Origin of the sequence: Lentimicrobium saccharophilum (assembly GCF_001192835.1) — a bacterium.
In the GTDB taxonomy this organism is placed as follows: domain Bacteria; phylum Bacteroidota; class Bacteroidia; order Bacteroidales; family Lentimicrobiaceae; genus Lentimicrobium; species Lentimicrobium saccharophilum.
This window is the reverse complement of the sequence record NZ_DF968182.1, coordinates 662,059-680,679: the sequence shown is the minus strand read 5'-3', so window position 1 is coordinate 680,679 and position 18,621 is coordinate 662,059. Positions and strand designations below refer to the sequence as shown.

Below are 18,621 nucleotides of genomic sequence, written 5' to 3'. Positions count from 1 at the left end.
AATGATTATTTTAATGAATAAATTAAGACAATAATTTTTTTTATCAGCCCATTCATAAATTCACCTTCCCGTTTAGTTGCTTTAACAAATGATTCATTGAGATTAAACCTGAACCCAGATTAATATTATTAAGAATACTTGTGAGATCAATTTTATTTGACAATTCCCTGAAAAATGAATTTTCATTTAATTTTTTTTGCGACTCATTGCCAGATAAAATTTGCGCTTTTTTAAGCCTGAAATAAATTGAGTGAAACCACTGATCCGGCAATAAATTTACTATAAAAGGAATAAAATAAAATTTAATCGGCTCACCTTCAATCAGATTAAAACCATAATTTGTCTGAACCTTTGCTAATTCATTATCAAGTCTTCGCATCATATCAATTTGAAAAGACAATGAATTCCCAAGAAAAGGTGTATAATAATAAGCTGAATGAGAAACTTCATATTCGGCAAATGGCGCAAAATAAAACTGTTGTTGATTCAGTAAATTCAACCGGGTAGTTCTATTGGCCGGATTCCATATTTCATTCTGAATTCGTTTCAGGAGTAACAAATCAATTTTTGAAATGTTGAACCCCATTAATCTGTTTATCTTTATTTCAATATTACTGTAAATCTCCCATTTTAATTTCGATTCCAGAAATGGATCTTTGCATTGTTTGAACATCCACTGGTATTGTATATAGGATCGCAACGACTTTGGCCTTAAAAACCGGTCAGCATTGCGATACTGTTCACCACCGCAACCATGAAAACCAACATAATGCTCTTGTGCTATCCCGGATGTATATTCAGGCAGGCTAAAGATTTCATCCCACCTGTTCTGTGAACGAATCTGACCATCGTAGAAGTAAAAGGATGTATCCAACATTTTATTCCATTCCGGTTTTAGAAAAGGCTTTTCCTCATATGAGAAGAACTTTTTCCCTGACACCATCGCAAGTTCCTTTGCATGCAAATATTCTTTGGAATCCGGCCGCCAGAAGGAATTGGTAACTAGTCTGCTAATATGCTTTTTCCCGAGCATAAGAAGTAAACGGCTATCAAAACCACCTGTCAAACCAATATGAGCTCCAAATTCATTACTGAGCGAAGCAACATTAAGAAAATAACTATTCAAAGTCAGGATGGCATGATCTATTGCATCGTTACGTGAAGTGAGATTACTGACAATATCAGGTTTTATTACGTTGAATATTATGCCTGTAAAATCAACTGCCAGTTCCTTTACATTAACTTTGTCAAGTTTTTGAATTTCATTAACATAGGTATCGGGGCTTATCAAATGACCGGTAGTAATATTTTCAATAACAGCTGTTCTATTCAGTGTAAATGTATTATCCACTGCATCGATAATCGCCAGGAAATCACTGCTAATCACCCTGTTTACCTTATCAAAATAAACATTTTTTATAAAAGCAGGATCTACGAAGAACTCAATTTTATTTATTTTCCTATCATGAAAAATTAATACATAATTTCCTGAAAGGGCTGAGGGATCTATTTTTCCGGCTGAGTAGTCTGATAAGAGAGCTTTTAGGCTTTTTTCATAATTATACTTATTATAAACTATTGATCCGCAAGCATATAAACTGATTGATTCACGCTGAATAAAATTTTGCACATCAAGCAACTTCTTCTTGTAGAGCCGCAATTGATAATCGCCCATGCTGACCACAAACGGATCAAGGAATCCCTTTTCTTTATAAATTTTGTCAAGAGCAGCAACTGAAACTTTGGAATTAATATGATTAATAAAAAAGGCCCCCATTTTAATTCTTATTATTTTTTACCATTTCAATAAAACCGAGGATACGTTCAGCCTGAAACTTATTATTAAATGAAGTTAATGATAATTTCTTACCTTCTTTCCCAACATCTGCAGCATTCTCATAATCTTGCAAGATCATTCGTATTTTGCCAGCAAAATCTTCAACCGAACCAGGTCTAGCCAAAAATCCATTAACACCATCATGAATGTAGTTCGGAATATCCCCTACTGAGGTTACCAACACCGGCCTGCCAGTAGCAAGATACTCGCCCAACTTGGTCGGAAATCCACCTTTAGCCTGAATATTATCAGGCCTGGCAAGCACAAGTAAAGCCGATTGATCTAAAAGTTCAGGTACATGATCTCTATGAACAAAACCTGTAAATACAACTTTTTCAGAAACCTCAAGCTCATATACTAACTGAGAAAGCTTTTCAAACTCAACCGGATTTGATGTATGCCCTATAAGTTTCAGAATATATGCTGGAAAATCCTTGTGAATCAATGCAAAAGATTGAATTAATAATGTGACGCCATCCTTTTCACCATAAAGATTACCACAAAAGGTTATTTCTTTTTGCGGAGGAAACTGATCAAAAATAAAGCGATCATCATCTACAATAATCGGAACAATCATCACAGGCATATTTTTGCCTATAAAAGGCTTGTTGAAAGCGACCAATGAAGTGCTGATGTATATATAACCATCAAAAAACCTGTTTACAAAGGAGAAATAGAGTCTTTCAACAGAGCTTAGTTTATCATGTCCTCGGCTTAAAACAATACGCGGATACTCGTTATTTTCACGGAAAAACAATATTCCCTTCAATCTGGTAAACAGATAAACTGGGAAATTCTGCGAAAATTTTTGTGAAAAAGTTATAATTGCATCAATTATGCTCTCCCTGTTTAGTTTTTGAAGCATAATTAAGGAATTGAAGATCCCTTTAATTCCTGTTGCTATTTTTCTCAGTTTACCATCCGGCCAGATAGGACTTGTGCAGAAATAATAATCAAATCCTTCCATTGAACCGGATTTGGATACCTGATTTTTTCTTCCGGGATAAATAATTAACAGGGATACCCTGCATCCATTTTTAACAAAACCTTTCGCAAAAGCCAGAATGCGGTTGGTATAGGCATCGCCGGTCGGGAAGCCATAACCGCCCGTAAGAATCAGAACCAGGTTAAGTTTTGTTGGTTCGGGTTTCACTCAAAAAAGTGTTAACGTTGATCTACCTTATTCTTAGATTCCTTTTTCAGCAATGGTAGCCAGTAAAGGCCAGGCAATATAAAGAAAAACATATACCAGAATTCACGGCCTGCCAGTGATTTCATAAACCCTAAAACTACCCCGGACCCTATTGAAAGCAAAAAATAAAAGGAAAATTCCGTATCCATTATTTTCAAAGCATTTTTAACGAAAAAGTAAAAAGCAAGTGCAAACGGGATAAACCCCAATAATCCATAAACTGTCAGTTTATTCATCCAGTATAAATGACCTCCACCTTCAATATTTAAAGTACTATCGGAATTGAATATTCCAAGTAATGGATTGGTCAAAAATCCTTCAAACAACATTGGATACCTTGCAGATCGAAGGCTTGTTGCAGTATCCCCATAATCGGCTCCGTATTTTATAAATACAGCAAGATCATTAATTTTAAAGTAAACCTCTGAATCCGTTTCAAAAAAATTGCTGACATAAAACAAGAATTGAGGCATATAAGGAACCAATGCTACTGTTAGAACAGTTAGTAATCCAAAAAAGATAATATTCTTTCTTATGTTTCTCTCTCCAATTAATGCAATCACAATGATTATCGTTGACAATAAAATATTTGCAAACAATTGAATCCGGAGTAAAGCATAATAAAGCAAAATGCCAAAGAGTAAAATAATTGGCTTAGAATAATTACTTTTATAATTATTCCGATAATAATAAATTACCAAAGGTAATATCATCATTATGGCTCCGGCGAATCCATATGAACCACCACCATATTTCAGCACATCTTCTGCTTGATCAATAGCTCCACTAACTATTTTTCTTGCATACATCGGATCAACTATTGATGAATAAATTGATAGAATTGCCGTAAAAAAAATAAAAGTTAAAACCCACCTCAATATCTTCGCAAAACCTACAAAGTCCCGCGAGTATTCAAAATATGCATACATTGTCAATGCCATAGTCAACATATATAATTCATTAATGCCCTGGGCTCTATTCCATTTATCCATATTACTCCAGACTGAGTTCATCATAACAAGAACCAATAATAAATAATAAATAAGAACATACAATAATATTCTGTTATTGAAAATAGGACGGGCTAATATTAATATGGACACTCCCCAAATTCCAGCCCAAAGGTGGTGACTTCTTATAATTGGAGGTAAATTGTTAGTAACTACAGGTAAATAAGTAGTTACCATTAACATAATAATTAAAAACCGAAAATAACTTTTCCTCGAGATGGTTTTCATATATGAATTCTAATCAATATCCCTATTTCTTTTTACAAAGTTTCTCATATATTCTCTCAATTTGTTTTGTATTTTTTTCTGAAAAATGCATTGTAGCTTTAATATAACCCTTTTCCCCAAATGTACTGGCTATTTCATGGTTTTTACTTAGAAAATTTATTGCATCCGCTAATTCCCTTGGATTATTTTTTTTAATAATCAATCCGTTAATGTTATGATCTATAATCTCATCCATACCTTTCACATCAGTACCAATAACGACCTTCCTGCATGCAAACGCTTCAATAATTGGTCTTGAAAAATGTTCAATTCTAAATGGTGAAACCAAAACATCACAGTCTTTTATTATTGATTCGGTATCCTCAATTAATCCAACTTCTATCGCATTTGAACTATTTCTCATAGTTATTAGAGCCTTTTGTAGTTTTTTATTCCATGGCAAATGTTTTCTGAACCCACTTTTTGCAGTATTGGGTGGATAATGTCCAGCAAATAAAATTAATATTCTATCTTCAACAAAGCCCAAGGCATTAACAAGCGTATAGAAACCTTTAATACTAGCAGCACCGCCAAGATATAGTACCTTCCTTAACCGCTTAGAATCAATACCAGTCGACAACAAACTATTAGGAATTTTGGTAAAATTATACACTACAGTTGTCTTTTGAGGTATATCAATTCTTTCAGCATTGTCTTTACTAATTGCAATTATATGATCAGCATATTGTTTCATCTGATATCGCAGCAAATAGTAAAGGAAGTCAAGTCTTCCTCTCCTGAAGGGCTCCTGTACATGAATAATTACTTTGCCTTTTTTAGAAGATGGTTTCAACCAATCAGTTAATACTGAAGAATTTAAATGAATTATATCAGGTTCAAATTGATCAAGTTCCTTTCTTGCATATACCCTATTTGATAATAACCACGTTATAGCTAATTTAAAAAACTTTAATATTTGATACCACCTGATATATCCAGCTTCACTATGACCAAGATATTTATAAAACTTCTTATAAAATACAGATCTGGCGATAGTGTATGGAATCTTGCTTTCATTCAACTTTTTAGAAACTACCGAATCCTTCAATAAAAGCACATGTACAGAAAACCGGGACTTGTCAAGACCATTGATAATATTAATCATATTAATGGGAGCGCCACCCCAACCAACAGCATGATGAATAAATAAAATTTTGATCATCAGTTCTTAGCGTATGGATTAAAACCAAGGTTAGGCTTTTTATTAAACATCCATTTTGAAAAATACCAGCATGCCAATAATTTATATTTCGAATTCTCACGTTTCTCTCTATCACCCATAAATAAGATTGATTTTACCAACGATCTGAAAAATTGTTTAAAATAAAATGTGTAAAACGCTTTTCTGCTAAAATGCAGGTATAAAATCGTAAGACTTGAATACATTCTCCAATAACTTATTGCAAGTTCTTTTTGTTTATTACCACCTGTTGTCAAATGATGGTGATGCCATAATTTAGCCAAAGGTGTATAGATTAATTTAACACCGTTCTTTTTTGCCCTTAAAGCATAATCATTTTGTTCCCCATATAAATAGAAGTAATCAGAATAAAGTCCAATTTTATTTAATACAATAGCTGGTATAAGCCAATATATATCATCCAACATGGCAACTTCCATTTTCTGTTCATATTGCCCGTTATCAATCTCCTTTGAATTTTTTATATAAGGTGGAAAATCGAGTTTGTTTGCATTACGCTCCCATTGTCCGATATATTGTAAAGATGATGGGTTGTCCATATTATAAACCTTCCCGGAGACAATACAATTATTGCTAAAGTCTATGGAAGTATCAACCAGTGCTTTAATAGCATGTTTATCTATTACTGTATCATTATTCATTATCAGGTAGTAGTCCGGATTTATTTTTGCCGCTTCAGTCAAGCCATAATTTACGCCTCCTACATACCCAACATTTTTTTCAATCCGTAACAACCTGATTATAATTGCATTAGAAGTGAATTCACTTAATATTCGATAATCATCAATGTGGGATCCATTGTCTATTAAAAAAATAATAAAATTCGAATAATCTGACTCCAACAATGAATTAACACAATTAATTGTGTCTTTTGCATGATTATAGTTTATGGTTATACACGCAACCAGATTAGAATTGTTCATAATGGAGGAAATTAAAGGCTTATTTTAATCGGTTTTGATCCTTTTTTTCAAGTATATTTATTAATCGTGATTCTTTTTAAATAAACTCGTCATTCTACGCTTTAAAAATCGATAAATCTTTTTGATGTAAAAAGTATCCTTTTCCCTTTCAACTTCCAAATAAAATTTCCTGGTAAACTTAAAATCAGAAACAACAAAAGGTGGATGTTTTATAATTAAATATTTATCAAGATCAGGCAATGGCCGATTGTGTGTGATCTTATTCGTTTTGCTGCTATGCGTACCAACAACACCAATATTAGCAACAAGATTCATTTTGGGTACAATCCCAAAGCCCCCGTTTATTCTCATACTCATTTGAAACATAAAATCCCATGAAACCGGCCTGTAATAACCATCTTTATCCTGCTGCTTCCCAAGCCATTTATAAGCTTGTGCTGCGGCAGATCTCATACCATAAAGCTGCCTGTATAAATCATATTCGATTATTTTATTCACATTAAAACCATCACGCTTAACTCTTAACCAACGATCCCGCCAGGTTGCCCAACCCCATTGATAAGCAAAGGGAGAGAAAAAATAATCATAGTTGTTGGGATTAAATCCTTCAATAAAATTATTGCCACTTATTACCCATACTTGTTGATTATCCTTATAAAGATTTAAAAGCTGCTCACAAAAATCAAAAAATGCAACAGAAGGCTTACAATCTTCTTCAAAGACAATAGCTTGTTCCTCATTCTCAAAAACCCAATCGATTGCGGTTAGTATTGATTTGTAAACTCCAACATTTTCCTCTCTGACAAAAGTTTTAAGATCACATTCCCAGTCAACATCATTAATTAAACCCGCTACTTCATTGTTTCCAATAATTTCATCCGGGTGGTCTTTCCGGGCTTTATCAATATAGATATATAACTTAACTGGCTTAGCTTTTTTAATTGCTTCAAAAGTTTGTCTGGCATAAACAGGCCTGGCAAATGGGATAAAAAGTACTGGTATATTCATTCTCAATTTGTTAAGTTTTTACAGTTTAAGCTCGTTTAAACATGCCTTTCATTCTTTTCTCAAGAATCAATCGTTCAGAAAGGTTCAATCCAATAAACACAATTATTATCAAACTATATACTGTTACTATAAAAGTGAAGATTAAAATATAAACTCCATCTTTTGGTATTAATTGATAAATGAGAAAAAATGGAACAATAAGAAAAGAAACATAGGCCGAAGGCATTACAGTAGATTTTAGATATCGTGAGATATTAAACTGTGTTAAAGAAGCTACTATCTTCAACTGTACGACAAGATTAACCAAAGTAGCAACGATTGCCCAAATGGTAAAATAATAGGGCGGCAGGCCATATTTAAAACTCAGATAAGTAAAAGGCAAAGTTGCTAAGGTTATAAATGCATACCACAGATGTGTTTTCCTTATATTCCCGGTAGCCTGAATTGCGGCATCTATACCTGCTCCAAAACAATTGATTAAACCGTTTATCATCATCAGAACAATAAACTCCTTGGTGTATGCAGGCACAGTTTTCAACCACAATTCCAAAATATAATCTATTGAGGTAAAAATAATTACGGAAGGAATCAGCATAATTAAAAAGGTCAATCGGGAAACCGTATAAACCAAACCAATAGATCTTTCCTGACTCCCGGAACTGTAGCTTTTCATTATTTGAGGCACCGCCGCCTGATTTAAATTTTTCACAAAATTCATAACCATATTATGAACCTGTGAAGCGACACCAAATGCTGCGTTTAAAATAGTGCCAAAAAAAAGGTTAATAATGATTGCAGCACCTTGCCGGGATCCTATGCTCGCAATTGCACCAAACAATATCCACCATGCAAAATTGAAAATCTGTTTATAATCATTAATTTTACTGTTAAAACTGAACAGTACAGCACTTTTAAAATTTCTCCAACTAAACACAAAATATGAAATAAGTACAAATGCATTTAATGACAACATCAATACTGAATATGCTCTAAGTTTATTGCCACCATATACCATTAGCATAAAAACCAGCCCAAGTTTGATGAAAGTTTTTGCTATGTCAATTACAGACATATATAAGAATTTCTCTACTGCAGTAATCAAACCCTGATAAGGTACCGTTAACACGGATAACATGGTTGCAATTATCGATAAATGAAGCACGAACAAAGCATCAGGGATTTTCTCCACAGCCACATTTAAATAAGTTTTGATATACCATACTCCTATCGTTTCTCCAAGTATCAATAGCAATAGGCTTAATGCAGCATGAATTATAAAAACAGAGTTAAAAATCCCATTGACATTTCCATGAGCGCCTTTACCCATCTCGACGGCAATAAACCGGTAAGATGTTGCAACCATTGTTACACCAATAAAATTCATCATAGTAACAACGCCGCCAACAACGGAATAAAGACCGTAATCTTCAACTCCCAGAGCGTCTAGAACAATGCGGGTTGTATACAACCCAATTGCTGTTACAATTAATAATCTAACATACAATATAATAGTGTTAGCTGCTATTTTCTTATTATCGTTCATACCGGGTAAATGTCTTTACTAGTTATTCTGATTTTTGCTTTTTAAAAATATTGAGGAATTCCACTTATAACATCCCATTCAGGCACATTTTTATTTACAGCGTATACAGCAACAAAAGAACATTTACTAATTATTATCCCGTTCAACACTGTTGAAATCATGAATAGATTGGTTTCTTCTTCAATGATAGCAGGCGTAGAATCCGATAGATTAATTATGCTTAACTTAGATTACTCATTTAAAGCTCTGATTATCCTTGCAGGAACTCCACCAACCATTGTGTTCGCTTCAATATTTCTAGTAACAGCTGAATTGGGCGCAACTACTGACTTTGTATTTATTACAATACCAGGATAAAGAGTACAGTTACATCCGATATATACATTATCACCGATTACTATTGGAGCTGTAGGTCTGTAATTTTTTCTGTGTTCATCATTAAGGGGAATACTTTCTAAACACATTTTCACACTAGTATGACACCAAAGAGCAGTCGAGGGCCCGGCAATATGGACATAATCGCCGATGGAAATCGAATCACTGGTATCAAATATATTATTGATACCAATATAGCACTCCTTTCCAATAACAATTTTTCCTGCACCTGGACCAACAACCATGACACCGCTTTCAATCATGGAATTATTACCTATCGATATGTTCTTGAGTTGAACCCTGCTTCCAATTTTTACACCTTTCCCGAGTTTAACATTTGATGCAATCACTGCATCAGCACCAATACTACAATCACTTTCAATTACCGCTTTTAAAGAAACTTTTGCCGTGTAGTGAATTTTACAATTCCTGTGTTTTAGTCTCAGGATTGCATTTTTGATTAGCTTTTTCATACTTTTCAGGAAAGCCTGTTTAAAATTTTAAAACCCAATGATTTCATCTTAAACTTCCTATAGAAAAATAGTTGATCAGATATACCAGTTTTAAAACGATAAATCTCAGGCAATGATTCTCTATTCAAATTACAAAGGTCATAAAACTTTGATTTCCCCTTAGCCCACTTGATAGCCTCCCATTGTAATAGTTCACCCTGACCTTCATTTAACGTACCTGTAACCGAGGCCCCTTTGTAATAATGCATGTAATTATTATTACCTAACAATAACAGGCCGGAAACGGCTTTTTCTCCTTTGTAAGCAATTAAAATGACTGATTTTCCTTTTTTTGAATACTGATTGAAAAGGCTCTCATAATAATCTTTTTGCAATTTCTGATAGCCAAGCTTTATATGTAAACTTAATAGAATTGGCCAGAATATTTCTAAGCCATCCTTATCTAAAAAAGCCTTTACTTCTATGCCAGACTTAACTGCTTTCCTGATCATATTCCTTCTTTTCGCATTGATTACTTTCATGAAAATATCATTTTCACTTAGTGATAAATCTACCATTGAAGTTAAACCTGATTCTTCCTCTGAAAGTTCTGTAAGATTTTGAGTTGGAAAGCCAGCATATATCAATGCATCATTTAGCCCTATTTTTAGGTATTGATCAAGTTCTGTTAACTCGCCCACAAATCCGGCATATGGAATGTCACCCGGTGGCTTAAGCTGGTAGAGTTTCCGCCCAAAATCGTATTTTGTCACATGTACAGGACATGCTATTTTTATAATATCAGGATCATTAACAAGATAATAAAAATCAGTTTTGTGATACTTTGAAGCAATTTCGTTCAATATTGGTTCATGAAATACCGATCCATTATTTAGGTTAATTAGACTTTCTATCTGATCCCGTTGATCAGGATTAATTTTAATCAATGAATAGTCCTTCAACCTTATCATGATCAACCTTTTCCGGATAAATGCTATTAATACTTATAAGACCTGATAATGCCAATTATATACGATATCTCGTCATCAGTTAACTCAGCATGAAGCGGCAATGTAATAAACTTGTTCGCCTCTTCTTCGATAAACGGACAGTTAAAACCCCATTGCCTGAAAAGAGGTTGTATCGAAAGCGGTGTATAGTGGCATCCTGTAGCAATCCCTTTGGATTTAAGGTAAATCATCAGCTCATCTCGCTTTTCAGCCCTTATGCCAAACATCTGATAAACGTAGTTATCTGGTTCATAAGGCAATAAAGGCTTAACGCTTTCAACATCTTTTAAACCATCCAGATATTGTTGAATAATCTGAGATCGTCTGGCATTCATAGCCGGGAGCTTTTTAAGCTGCTGAAGTCCGATGGAAGCTGCCAGGTCATTCATGTTGTATTTGTAACCCAGCACATTCAGTTCATAAAACCAGTGCAAGGCATCGTGGTTTGCATCCACATAAGCCTGGGCGGTTTTCCAGTTGTCCTTGTCTATTCCCACCCAGCGCATGGCCTTTACATCCTTGAATAACTCCGGATCGTTGGTCACCATCATCCCTCCATCGCCGGTTGTCATCAGCTTCTTTTCTTCAAAAGAATAGCAACCGATGTCGCCCCAGGTACCCAATGCTTTTCCCTTATACAATGCCCCGGAAGTATGGGCGCAATCTTCCACTACTTTTAGTCCGTACTCCCCGGCCCAGGGCATCAGCTTTTCCATAGGAACAGGATGCCCCGCATAATGCACCGGTATTACAGCCACAACATCTTCTGTGTACTTACGTTTCATATCTTCCAGATCCATTCCCAGCGTAACCGGATCAGAATCTACAAAGACAGGGATCAACCTGTTGTACAAAATGGCGGAGGCTGTTGCAGAAAATGTAAGAGAAGGTACCAGCACTTTTTTACCCTCGGGAAACCTGAAAGCAGCCAATGCCAAATGTAAAGCTGCAGTTGCAGAATTAACCCCGATGGCTAGTTTAGCGCCAACAAATTCGGCCCATTTTTCTTCAAATTCATTGACTTTAGGTCCAAGACCTACCCATGAACGTTCAAAAGCATCTTTTACAGCTTCAAGTTCCTCTGTACCGAGCGATGGTTTAAAAAGTCTTATATTCATTCTCAATTATTTTTAGCTCGTTGATTTACTGATTGGTTGATTGGTTGATTGGTTGATTGAATGCTAAACTGATTGGTTGCTTGGTTGACAAGCTATTTAAGTAGTTGGCTATCTGGCTGATTGGTTGATTGATTGTATGACTGACTGCTAAACTGACTAGGATCATCCATTCAATCATTCATCCATTCATTCTATCATCCATTCATTCATCCATTCAATCCTCAATTCCGTAAGTTTCAATAATCTCCCTGACAATATAATCATTATGCCAGTCTGATTTTTCTTTAAGTTGTTTGACCTGAGATTTGTTATAGTTAATAAGCTTGTTTTCAAGTGAATAATGTTTCTTATCATACTCATCAAAGAGTTCTTCGTTTATCAGTTGCACTTTGCGCAGGGCGTATATCTGAGAATAGTTTTCAGCAAGCGAGGCAAGCGCAATACTGTTAAATTGGATATTTTCTTTCAGATATCTTCGGCCGTATCCTTCCGCAATATTAGAATGAACTGAAAAAACAGAACCTTCTATCTGATCTTTCACTCTAAATGAAATTTTCGAAGAAATAAGAATATTCAATTTTACAAAAGCATATAAATCAATGGCTTCATTCCATACCTCAAGCTTCCTGAAGCCCCTGTTTATATTTTTGTTTCTATTTAATATATCCTCTTCCATCCATCCAATCATTCATTCATTCAATCATTCATTCAATCATCCATCCAATCAATCATTTATCCAATCATTCATCCAATCATCCACCCCCCCAATCAATCAATTCTCAATCCCCCAATCTCATTTAAAAACTCTCCAAAAGTCATATTGCGTCTATCCTTTTCCGATAAAAACGGATCTTTCACCGGCCATTCAATTCCAATTTCAGGGTCACTCCAAAGCAATCCCCTTTCGTTTTCCCTGGAATAAAAATTGTCCACCTTATACAATACCTGACTGTGCTGCGTAAGGGTGCAAAAACCATGGGCAAATCCCCTGGGAATAAAAACCATTCTGGCATTGTCTTCACTGAGTTCCAGTGCATCCCATTGGCCGAATGTCGTTGAATTTTTTCTAAGGTCTACAAAAACATCAAGTATCGCACCTTGTATACACCTGACAAGCTTTGTTTCACTGAAAGGTGGTAGTTGAAAATGCAACCCCCTTATAGTTCCCTTGATGTCTGTTCTTGAATGATTTTCCTGAACCCATTGACGGTGTAACCCATTAGACTCGAAAAAATCAAGGTCATAAGCACGCATAAAAAACCCCCTTTGATCACGCAAAGGATTCAGGTTGATCTCAAAAACTCCTTCTAACTTTCTTTTACTGATTTCCATCTTTCAGTATAATCTGTTATCTGCTGTTTACACATCTCAAAAACATCAGCCGTCTGGTAATTCATATACCATGCTGCCGCTAACCGGATGGTATCCCTGATGTTTAATACAGGATTCCAACCAAGCCTGAGTTTTGCCTTTGTGATATCAAGTGCCAGTAATTTTGCTTCGTGTAATTTTTCTCCTGATGAACGGTCAATCCATTGGCCTTTTCCGAATTCCCTAATCGTTAGTTCAAGGAGTTCTTTTACAGTTATTGTATTTTGAGCATGTGGTCCGAAATTCCAGGCTTCATCAAATTCTTTACCTTCTTCAAGCATCGCTCCCAGAAGCAAATAACCACCGAGGGGCTCCAGTACATGCTGCCATGGCCTTGTTGCGTCAGGATTTCTCACTTCTATCGCCTTCTCCTGCTCAATTGCTTTTACAATATCAACCATAAGGCGGTAAGGGGTCCAGTCTCCACCCCCGATCACATTTCCAGCCCTGGCCGAAGCCACCTTTTTTTCAGGTGTTGTAAAAAAGGAATTACGGTATGAACTTATCACAAGTTCAGCGGCTCCTTTGCTGGCGCTGTATGGATCATGTCCACCCATGGGATCGGTTTCCTTGTAAGCATAATCCTGTTCACGATTCTCATAGCATTTATCTGTAGTAATAAAAACTCCGGTTCTTAGACTTTTTGACCTGCGCATTACCTCCAGCAGGTTAACAGTACCTAATACGTTAGTTTCAAAAGTATATACCGGTCTGGTGTAGCTTTCCAGTACAATGGGCTGTGCAGCCAGATGAAAGAGCATTTCTGGTTTCTCATTTTCAACCACCTCATATACTTTTTCAAGATCACGGATATCAACTCTGTAGTCTCGGATCCGTTTACCAATGCCTGAAAGTACGAACACGTCCTTTTCGCTTCGTGGTTCCAATGCAATTCCAACAACATCCGCACCCAACAAATGAAGCCAGATGCTTAACCAGGCGCCCTTGAAACCGGTATGACCGGTAATCAGTACCTTTTTCCCCTTATAGATATTGGGCCAATGATCTATTTCCATATTTTCCAAACCGGGTTTTCTTTCCACATTTTATTCAGTTGCTGATTGTCGCGGAAAGTATCCATTGAGTGCCAGAAGCCTTTATGTTGAAAAACGGACAATTGATTCTTATTTACGATGCTATCAATCGGCAATTTTTCAAGATCAATCCCCGGATCATCTGGTATAAGATCAAGGAATTCCCGTTTAAATACAAAATAGCCGCCATTTATAGGACTCTGATTTTCAACGTCTTTTAGCTGTTGTTTGAAATGTGTAACCTGATCACCCTCAATGACAAGATCGCCAAACCTGCTGGGCGGATAAACGCCGGTTACCGTTCCAATGGTATTCTTGCGTATATGGAAATCAACCAGCGCCTTAATATCAACGGTGGCAACCGCATCACCATAAGTAAGCATAAAACGGTCCTCATGCACATACTTTCCTGCCAGTTTTGTACGGTATCCCGTCATGGATTCATCACCGGTTTCCACCAGTGTGACTTTCCAGTTATTCTTTGATCCTTCATTCTCAATAGCAACACTACCATTTGAAAGATCAACGGTAAAATCTCGGTTATACTTGTAATAATTCAGGAAATAATCACGGATTACATCGCCTTTGTAACCAAGGGCAAGAATAAATTCATTGAACCCATAATGGGCATAATGCTTCATAATATGCCAGAGTATAGGTCTGCCACCTATTTCAACCATTGGTTTTGGCTTGTATTCGGTCTCTTCACGCAGGCGGGTTCCCATACCGCCACAAAGGATAATTACTTTCATGTTCTAATATTTTTGTTGTTAATCACTTAACAGTTTCTTAAATATCATTTCGTCATCGGTCAAAAATAGAAAAATTAAGGAAATACTATATCTATAATGCTTATTATAAGCACTTTAGGCAAATTAAGGGCAAATAATCTCATGAACTTAAATCAAAAGTTGAAAATCCCCAGAACCTGATTTTCAAAAATAAAGCAATCGCCAGAGAGTTCTTCAAATCTGGGCAGTTGGTTAATTTCCGCTTTCATCATCCTAAAGCTTTCTGAGGTATTCCGCATAGGAGCTTTTCCCCTGCGACACAATACTTTCCTGCAACCCGGCCAGGTCAATAAAGCCCATTTTATAAGCGATCTCTTCTACACAGGCAATCTTCAGGCTGGTGCGTTTTTCCAGGGCCTTTACAAATTCGGTGGCTTCGCTCAGGGCCTCGTGGGTGCCGGTATCCAGCCAGGCAAAGCCGCGGCTGAGCACCTGCAGTTTCAGTTGCTGCTGCTGCAGAAAGGCTTCGTTTACCGAGGTAATCTCCAGTTCGCCCCGCTGCGAGGGTTTTACATTTTTGGCAATCTCCACCACGGCATTGGGGTAGAAATAAAGTCCCACCACGGCATAATTGCTTTTGGGCTGTTTGGGTTTCTCCTCAATGCTCAGCACATTGCCTTCCCGGTCAATTTCGGCCACGCCGTAACGCTCAGGGTCATCCACATAATAACCGAAGACAACGGCCTTGTTGTCGTTCTGAACGGTTTCCACGCTGTTTACCAGCAACTTCTGCAAACCGGCGCCATAAAAGATATTGTCGCCCAGTACCAGGCAAACATCGTCGTTGCCGATAAATTCCTCTCCCAGGATAAAGGCCTGCGCCAGTCCGTCGGGCGAGGGCTGCACCTTGTAGCTGAACGTTAATCCCAGCTGCCTGCCGTCGCCAAACAGTTTTTCAAACTGCGGCAGGTCGTGGGGGGTGGAGATAATCAGGATTTCGCGTATACCTGCCAGCATCAGCACCGAAAGCGGATAAAAGATCATCGGCTTATCGTAGATGGGCAGCAACTGCTTCGAAACCACCCGGGTAATCGGGTGCAGCCGTGTTCCGGCGCCGCCGGCGAGGATGATGCCTTTCATAAGGTTTTATTCAAAGATTCAAAGATTCAAAGATTCAAAAATTCAAGGATTCAATTTCTCTGAAGCGGGTATAGGATTCAAAAAAAAGAACATTCGTGCATTCGTGGCTTAAAGAATTCAAAGATTCAAAAGATTCAAAAATTCAAAGATTCAAAAATTCAATTCCGTCAAGACGGGTATAGGATTCAAAAAATATCCTGTGGTTTTCTGTGTTTTGGTGTCCCGATAGCTATCGGGATAGCAAAAGATTCAAAAATTAGCTTCGCTGAGCTCTCCCGAAAAAGAGTTCGGGACAGGCTCTTCGGTCGGTTCAAAGATTCAAGGATTCAAAAAAAAGTATTCGTGCATTCGTGGCTTAAAGAATTCAAAGATTCAAAGATTCAAAAATTCAAAGATTCAAAAAAATCTGTGGGTTTCAGTGTTTCAGTGCTTTGGTGGCAATTAAATTCGTGCATTCGTGGCTTTTAAATTCGTGCATTCGTGGCGAAAAAAAATCAAAGATTCCAGGCCGCTTACGCGGGAGAAGGATTCAAATATCCTTCATCAGCAGAAATTCAGCCAGGTGTTTATGTTGTATGCCTTCGATGTTATCGTGCCAGTTTTCTTCCATACTTAATACGAATTTCGGATGGTTATCCTTTATCGCGCGCAGGGGTGAAAATTCCCGGTCGATGGTACGCTGGTCGATCATTCTCCAGGCTACCTGAATATATATTTTCTTTTCCGCCTTTTCAGCAACGAAATCAATCTCCTTTTTATCCAGTTTCCCTATAAAAACGCGATAACCCCTGCGTTTAAGTTCGAGCATTACGATGTTTTCGAGTACACCCGAAATCAGCCTGTCTTTATATCCCATTACCGCATAGAGCAAGGACTGGTCGCCCACAAAGTATTTCTCGTTGGTTTTCAGTATCTCTTTCCCTCTCAGGTCGTAACGCGGAATCCTGTAAATAATAAATGCCCCTTCAAGCGCGTTCAGGTAGTTATAAACCGTATTCAGGTCAATGCGCCGGTTCTGGCTTTTAAAGTAGTCGGCCACGCTTTTTGCCGAAAAACTATTCCCGATATTATCAAATACAAATTTCACCACCCGCTCAAGCAACTCCACCTCGCGGATTCCATGCCGCAGCACGGTATCGCGCAGTATGGCCGATGAATAAATATCATAAACGGCCTTGTAAGCCATTTCATCGGTATATTCACCTGCATGCAAGGCAGGGAACCCACCCTTCCGTAAGAAAGAAATAAACTCCTTATAAATATCCGGTTCCCGGATACCGGCATATACGTGTCTGAACTGCAGGTATTCGCTGAACGAAAGCGTATAAACGGGAATTTCGATATACCTGCCGGCAAGATAGGTGGCGAGCTCGGAGGAAAGCAGGCGGGAATTGGAGCCGGTAATATAAATATCGGCGTCAAAATCTACCCGGAATGCATTGATGGCTTTTTCCCAGGATTCAACTTCCTGAATCTCATCGAGCAGGATATAAGTTCGTCCCTTATTGCTGATTTTAGCTTTTACAAACTGATACAGCTTTTGCGCATTATCAACATCAGAGAATTCAAAACTTTCAAAATTGATCAGAATGATGTTGCTTTCATCTGCCCCCCTCCGGATAAGCTCTTCCTTCAACAGACCCAGCAACACCGATTTCCCGCTTCGCCTCAGACCTGTAATGATCTTGACAAACGGCTTATCGATATAATCAGCAAGCAGGTTGAAGTAGTTTTCTCTTCTAATCATTTTTTAGGGTCTTAACCACAAATAAAACGAATATTTTACACTTTTACGGGGTACAACCAGAAGAAATTCAAAGATTAGCTTCGCTGAGCTCTCCCGATAGTCCCGATAGCTATCGGGATCAGGATCGTTTCAGGGATTTAATACTTCCCAGTGCCCTCCTTTTGCGGGTCCGATGCGTTTGAGGAGACCCATTTCTTTTAATCTGGCGATGTTTTCCTGTGTTTTTCTCTGTGAAATTCCAATGGCTTTTGCCATCTCTGCGGCTGTAATATGCTGATCTGCACCAATCAGGTTTAAAATTGACCGTTGATTTGAAGAGAGTTTTTCTACGACCTTTTCTACGACCTTTTCTACGACCTTTTCTACGACCTTTCCGGATGCATTGCTACTTACTCCTTTCGTTAAGGTAATCATTAAACCCCCTCCCAATTCTTCGAAAAGCGGATCAGGCTTACCTGCATCGCGAAAACCCTGCCTGATCAGCCCCGTTTTACCTATCCTCCGCAGGGAATAAAGCACGATATTCACTCCATTGGTAACAGCATTGATGATTGCCCGGGTTTCTTTTTCCCGGTCGCAAAAGAATTCAGGTGCTTTATAGGCTGATATTACAAAGGGGTTCATACCCGGATTATACGGATTATCTTTACGAAAGTTTCGTT

The 18,621-nt window shown here is 37.4% G+C and carries 17 protein-coding genes; all 17 read right to left on the bottom strand.

The features are described 5' to 3' along the window. Nucleotides 1–52: 52 nt before the first annotated feature. The 17 genes from TBC1_RS02390 to TBC1_RS02310 all read right to left on the bottom strand — a co-directional run bounded on the left by TBC1_RS02390 (nt 53) and on the right by TBC1_RS02310 (nt 18,583). Nucleotides 53–1,777 (bottom strand): hypothetical protein, encoded by a 1,725-nt coding sequence (locus TBC1_RS02390; protein WP_062037972.1) that lies wholly within the window; start codon nt 1,775–1,777, stop codon nt 53–55. Nucleotide 1,778: 1 nt separating this feature from the next. Beyond that, nucleotides 1,779–2,990, bottom strand: a complete 1,212-nt coding sequence (locus tag TBC1_RS02385; RefSeq protein ID WP_062037969.1) for a glycosyltransferase family 4 protein — start codon at nt 2,988–2,990, stop codon at nt 1,779–1,781. Nucleotides 2,991–3,001: 11 nt separating this feature from the next. After that, nucleotides 3,002–4,216 (bottom strand): hypothetical protein, encoded by a 1,215-nt coding sequence (locus tag TBC1_RS02380; protein WP_137305379.1) that lies wholly within the window; start codon nt 4,214–4,216, stop codon nt 3,002–3,004. A 73-nt stretch (nt 4,217–4,289) separates the two neighbouring features. After that, nucleotides 4,290–5,468, bottom strand: a complete 1,179-nt coding sequence (locus tag TBC1_RS02375; RefSeq protein ID WP_062037964.1) for a glycosyltransferase family 4 protein — start codon at nt 5,466–5,468, stop codon at nt 4,290–4,292. Next, nucleotides 5,468–6,430, bottom strand: a complete 963-nt coding sequence (locus tag TBC1_RS02370; protein ID WP_062037962.1) for a glycosyltransferase family 2 protein — start codon at nt 6,428–6,430, stop codon at nt 5,468–5,470. Before TBC1_RS02370 ends, TBC1_RS02375 begins: the two co-directional genes overlap by 1 nt. A 60-nt stretch (nt 6,431–6,490) precedes the next feature. Beyond that, complete coding sequence (locus TBC1_RS02365) at nt 6,491–7,438, bottom strand: hypothetical protein (RefSeq protein WP_062037959.1); 948 nt, start codon at nt 7,436–7,438, stop codon at nt 6,491–6,493. Between the two features lie 25 nt (nt 7,439–7,463). Further along, entirely contained in the window at nt 7,464–8,981 is a 1,518-nt protein-coding gene (locus tag TBC1_RS02360; protein ID WP_062037956.1) for a lipopolysaccharide biosynthesis protein, read from the bottom strand. A 230-nt stretch (nt 8,982–9,211) separates the two neighbouring features. Next, nucleotides 9,212–9,829 carry an acyltransferase gene (locus TBC1_RS02355; RefSeq protein ID WP_062037953.1) on the bottom strand — a complete coding sequence of 206 codons (618 nt, stop codon included), beginning with the start codon at nt 9,827–9,829 and terminating at the stop codon, nt 9,212–9,214. A 5-nt stretch (nt 9,830–9,834) separates the two neighbouring features. Next, entirely contained in the window at nt 9,835–10,779 is a 945-nt protein-coding gene (locus tag TBC1_RS02350; protein WP_062037950.1) for a GNAT family N-acetyltransferase, read from the bottom strand. Nucleotides 10,780–10,805: 26 nt separating this feature from the next. Then, nucleotides 10,806–11,936 (bottom strand): DegT/DnrJ/EryC1/StrS family aminotransferase, encoded by a 1,131-nt coding sequence (locus tag TBC1_RS02345; protein WP_062037947.1) that lies wholly within the window; start codon nt 11,934–11,936, stop codon nt 10,806–10,808. Nucleotides 11,937–12,150: 214 nt separating this feature from the next. Then, on the bottom strand, nt 12,151–12,612 hold the full coding sequence (locus tag TBC1_RS02340; protein ID WP_172668808.1) for a four helix bundle protein: 462 nt from the start codon (nt 12,610–12,612) through the stop codon (nt 12,151–12,153). A 92-nt stretch (nt 12,613–12,704) separates the two neighbouring features. Continuing rightward, the gene (gene rfbC / locus TBC1_RS02335) at nt 12,705–13,268 is read right to left on the bottom strand and encodes a dTDP-4-dehydrorhamnose 3,5-epimerase (RefSeq protein WP_062037941.1); all 564 of its coding nucleotides are present in this window, start codon (nt 13,266–13,268) and stop codon (nt 12,705–12,707) included. After that, a complete protein-coding gene (gene rfbG / locus TBC1_RS02330) occupies nt 13,244–14,323 on the bottom strand; it encodes a CDP-glucose 4,6-dehydratase (RefSeq protein ID WP_062037938.1) in 1,080 nt (359 codons plus the stop codon). Before rfbG ends, rfbC begins: the two co-directional genes overlap by 25 nt. Further along, nucleotides 14,314–15,093: a glucose-1-phosphate cytidylyltransferase gene (gene rfbF / locus TBC1_RS02325; protein ID WP_062037935.1), complete on the bottom strand. Its 780-nt coding sequence runs from the start codon at nt 15,091–15,093 to the stop codon at nt 14,314–14,316. Before rfbF ends, rfbG begins: the two co-directional genes overlap by 10 nt. Nucleotides 15,094–15,345: 252 nt before the next feature. After that, the gene (gene rfbA, locus TBC1_RS02320; RefSeq protein ID WP_062037932.1) at nt 15,346–16,212 is read right to left on the bottom strand and encodes a glucose-1-phosphate thymidylyltransferase RfbA; all 867 of its coding nucleotides are present in this window, start codon (nt 16,210–16,212) and stop codon (nt 15,346–15,348) included. 529 nt (nt 16,213–16,741) lie between these two features. After that, a complete protein-coding gene (locus tag TBC1_RS02315) occupies nt 16,742–17,959 on the bottom strand; it encodes an ATP-binding protein (RefSeq protein ID WP_062037929.1) in 1,218 nt (405 codons plus the stop codon). Between the two features lie 129 nt (nt 17,960–18,088). Continuing rightward, entirely contained in the window at nt 18,089–18,583 is a 495-nt protein-coding gene (locus TBC1_RS02310) for a winged helix-turn-helix transcriptional regulator (RefSeq protein WP_062037926.1), read from the bottom strand. Between the last annotated feature and the right edge of the window lie 38 nt (nt 18,584–18,621).

Coding starts and splice junctions, on each gene's coding strand:
- TBC1_RS02390 (WP_062037972.1), bottom strand. CDS start 1,777: ATGGGGGCCTTTTTTATTAATCATATTAATTCCAAAGTTTCAGTTGCT.
- TBC1_RS02380 (WP_137305379.1), bottom strand. CDS start 4,216: ATGGTAACTACTTATTTACCTGTAGTTACTAACAATTTACCTCCAATT.
- TBC1_RS02375 (WP_062037964.1), bottom strand. CDS start 5,468: ATGATCAAAATTTTATTTATTCATCATGCTGTTGGTTGGGGTGGCGCT.
- TBC1_RS02370 (WP_062037962.1), bottom strand. CDS start 6,430: ATGAACAATTCTAATCTGGTTGCGTGTATAACCATAAACTATAATCAT.
- TBC1_RS02365 (WP_062037959.1), bottom strand. CDS start 7,438: ATGAATATACCAGTACTTTTTATCCCATTTGCCAGGCCTGTTTATGCC.
- TBC1_RS02360 (WP_062037956.1), bottom strand. CDS start 8,981: ATGAACGATAATAAGAAAATAGCAGCTAACACTATTATATTGTATGTT.
- TBC1_RS02355 (WP_062037953.1), bottom strand. CDS start 9,829: ATGAAAAAGCTAATCAAAAATGCAATCCTGAGACTAAAACACAGGAAT.
- TBC1_RS02350 (WP_062037950.1), bottom strand. CDS start 10,779: ATGATAAGGTTGAAGGACTATTCATTGATTAAAATTAATCCTGATCAA.
- TBC1_RS02345 (WP_062037947.1), bottom strand. CDS start 11,936: ATGAATATAAGACTTTTTAAACCATCGCTCGGTACAGAGGAACTTGAA.
- TBC1_RS02340 (WP_172668808.1), bottom strand. CDS start 12,612: ATGGAAGAGGATATATTAAATAGAAACAAAAATATAAACAGGGGCTTC.
- rfbC (WP_062037941.1), bottom strand. CDS start 13,268: ATGGAAATCAGTAAAAGAAAGTTAGAAGGAGTTTTTGAGATCAACCTG.
- rfbG (WP_062037938.1), bottom strand. CDS start 14,323: ATGGAAATAGATCATTGGCCCAATATCTATAAGGGGAAAAAGGTACTG.
- rfbF (WP_062037935.1), bottom strand. CDS start 15,093: ATGAAAGTAATTATCCTTTGTGGCGGTATGGGAACCCGCCTGCGTGAA.
- rfbA (WP_062037932.1), bottom strand. CDS start 16,212: ATGAAAGGCATCATCCTCGCCGGCGGCGCCGGAACACGGCTGCACCCG.
- TBC1_RS02315 (WP_062037929.1), bottom strand. CDS start 17,959: ATGATTAGAAGAGAAAACTACTTCAACCTGCTTGCTGATTATATCGAT.
- TBC1_RS02310 (WP_062037926.1), bottom strand. CDS start 18,583: ATGAACCCCTTTGTAATATCAGCCTATAAAGCACCTGAATTCTTTTGC.